The 3,022-nt window shown below is 62.8% G+C and carries 2 protein-coding genes; both read right to left on the bottom strand.

Translation table 11 applies throughout. The annotated features are described in order from the left end of the window. Positions 1–319: 319 nt before the first annotated feature. Entirely contained in the window at positions 320–1,435 is a 1,116-nt protein-coding gene (locus tag MF610_RS18900) for an IS110 family RNA-guided transposase (protein WP_242201896.1), read from the bottom strand. A gap of 392 nt (positions 1,436–1,827) precedes the next feature. Next, positions 1,828–2,943, bottom strand: a complete 1,116-nt coding sequence (locus MF610_RS18895) for an IS110 family RNA-guided transposase (protein ID WP_242201896.1) — start codon at positions 2,941–2,943, stop codon at positions 1,828–1,830. Positions 2,944–3,022: the final 79 nt, after the last annotated feature.

Raw genomic sequence — 3,022 nt, 5'->3', positions numbered from 1 at the left:
TACGCTCTCATGACTGCCATCTGAGATGTTGGCCGAGTTTACTCCTCCGCTGACGTCAACGCCAGCGACTGTTTGAACCTTGGCGGGTGTGCCGCGGACTCCTGATCGACGACGATTGATCAAGCTCTCATCCGCGGATTGGTCACCGCACTACCCGTATCCGTCGCTGGGCCTATCCTCCGTCTAAGCTCGGGCATCGGACGAACCTGCCCCACCGTACACCGTGGATTGCCCATCACAGTCGGGTGCCCGCGGCACGCCGGCCAAGGCTATGCAGCTGATGCGCTGGCGCCTCCTCTTATTGTCGCCACAGGCGAAATTAGTTGGCCATCGCAGGCGCCATCCGGCGTGCGATATCCCAGGCATAGCCGACCAGTTCGCGCGCGATCGCGGTCGTCACCTTCGGTTGCGGCTTACCTGTCGCCGACAATCGACGGAAACGCTGACACAGTCGCATCTGGGCTTTCCAGCCGATAGCTTGAACCTCCTCCGGCAGATCGGCGACGCGTTCCCGGTAGCGCCGCTCCTCGCGCGCCGGCAGCCGGTACGACCAGCCTGCCTCGACGAGCGTGGTGCGTGCCTGCGCATTCCCAGCACGGGTGATGCGACCGCGATGGGTACGCGCGCCACTGGAGTGCTCGGAGGGCACGAGGCCGACATATGCCATCAGCTGCTTGGGATTATCAAAGCGGGTAAGGTCGCCGACCTCGGCCACCAGCGTGGCAGCGCTGACCAGTTTGATGCCGCGCAAGGCCTGAAGTCCGCGCACCAATGGGGCGAAATGCCACGACGCTACCGCCTCGCCGAGCGCGGACTCGAGACGGACGACGCGGGCCTGCGCTTCCAGCACCCGCTTCTGAAGCTCCTCAAACGCCAGTTGTTGATGCGGATAATCAAAGCGCTGTTCCGATAGCCAGCGCCAATACATTTTCGTCCATGCAGACCGTCCTTCAAAACGACGATCATGCCGAAGGAGGAAGCTACGGACAGTCTGTTTGGCTGCAGTCGCATCTTCCTGGGCACTGCGTCGCGCGCGGATTAGATCGCGCACCGCCTCATGTGCCTCATCCGGCACCCAGATCGCCGTCAGTTCCCCCGCCCGCAACAGGCGCGCCAACGTCATCGCGTCTCGCCGGTCCGTCTTCACATGGTCGCCGGGCCGTCTCGGCATCATCGACGGTGCGATCACGATACACGGCTGCCCGAGCTTGATCAGCAACCGTTGCAACCCGTAGCCGCAAGGCCCTGCCTCGTAGCAGAAGCTCAGCGTCGCGCCTGGTGTTGCCAGTCGTTTGACCAGCTTCCTGACCTCATCGTCATCGTTGGCTACGGTACCGACGAAGCGGACCTCGCCTCCGGGCCCGCCTTCCGCAACCGCGACCGCGATGGTCGCCTTGTGCACATCCAGCCCGATATACTTCGCCACATTCGACATGACTCGCCTCCGTTGCTGACTACTCCACCGTCAACATCTCAGATTTGAGCCGCAAAGGCTTCCCGCAGTCATCGGGTCTCTCATGACTGCCATCTGAGATGTTGGCCGAGTTTACTCCTCCGCTGACGTCAACGCCAGCGACTGTTTGAACCTTGGCGGGTGTGCCGCGGACTCCTGATCGACGACGATTGATCAAGCTCTCATCCGCGGATTGGTCACCGCACTACCCGTATCCGTCGCTGGGCCTATCCTCCGTCTAAGCTCGGGCATCGGACGAACCTGCCCCACCGTACACCGTGGATTGCCCATCACAGTCGGGTGCCCGCGGCACGCCGGCCAAGGCTATGCAGCTGATGCGCTGGCGCCTCCTCTTATTGTCGCCACAGGCGAAATTAGTTGGCCATCGCAGGCGCCATCCGGCGTGCGATATCCCAGGCATAGCCGACCAGTTCGCGCGCGATCGCGGTCGTCACCTTCGGTTGCGGCTTACCTGTCGCCGACAATCGACGGAAACGCTGACATAGTCGCATCTGGGCTTTCCAGCCGATAGCTTGAACCTCCTCCGGCAGATCGGCGACGCGTTCCCGGTAGCGCCGCTCCTCGCGCGCCGGCAGCCGGTACGACCAGCCTGCCTCGACGAGCGTGGTGCGTGCCTGCGCATTCCCAGCACGGGTGATGCGACCGCGATGGGTACGCGCGCCACTGGAGTGCTCGGAGGGCACGAGGCCGACATATGCCATCAGCTGCTTGGGATTATCAAAGCGGGTAAGGTCGCCGACCTCGGCCACCAGCGTGGCAGCGCTGACCAGTTTGATGCCGCGCAAGGCCTGAAGTCCGCGCACCAATGGGGCGAAATGCCACGACGCTACCGCCTCGCCGAGCGCGGACTCGAGACGGACGACGCGGGCCTGCGCTTCCAGCACCCGCTTCTGAAGCTCCTCAAACGCCAGTTGTTGATGCGGATAATCAAAGCGCTGTTCCGATAGCCAGCGCCAATACATTTTCGTCCATGCAGACCGTCCTTCAAAACGACGATCATGCCGAAGGAGGAAGCTACGGACAGTCTGTTTGGCTGCAGTCGCATCTTCCTGGGCACTGCGTCGCGCGCGGATTAGATCGCGCACCGCCTCATGTGCCTCATCCGGCACCCAGATCGCCGTCAGTTCCCCCGCCCGCAACAGGCGCGCCAACGTCATCGCGTCTCGCCGGTCCGTCTTCACATGGTCGCCGGGCCGTCTCGGCATCATCGACGGTGCGATCACGATACACGGCTGCCCGAGCTTGATCAGCAACCGTTGCAACCCGTAGCCGCAAGGCCCTGCCTCGTAGCAGAAGCTCAGCGTCGCGCCTGGTGTTGCCAGTCGTTTGACCAGCTTCCTGACCTCATCGTCATCGTTGGCTACGGTACCGACGAAGCGGACCTCGCCTCCGGGCCCGCCTTCCGCAACCGCGACCGCGATGGTCGCCTTGTGCACATCCAGCCCGATATACTTCGCCACATTCGACATGACTCGCCTCCGTTGCTGACTACTCCACCGTCAACATCTCAGATTTGAGCCGCAAAGGCTTCCCGCAGTCATCGGGTCT

This window comes from Sphingomonas hankookensis (assembly GCF_022664465.1).
Classification (GTDB): domain Bacteria; phylum Pseudomonadota; class Alphaproteobacteria; order Sphingomonadales; family Sphingomonadaceae; genus Sphingomonas; species Sphingomonas hankookensis.
The sequence above is the reverse complement of the archived record's forward strand: the minus strand, read 5'-3'. Positions and strand labels throughout refer to the sequence as shown.

Coding starts and splice junctions, on each gene's coding strand:
- MF610_RS18895 (WP_242201896.1), bottom strand. CDS start 2,943: ATGTCGAATGTGGCGAAGTATATCGGGCTGGATGTGCACAAGGCGACC.
- MF610_RS18900 (WP_242201896.1), bottom strand. CDS start 1,435: ATGTCGAATGTGGCGAAGTATATCGGGCTGGATGTGCACAAGGCGACC.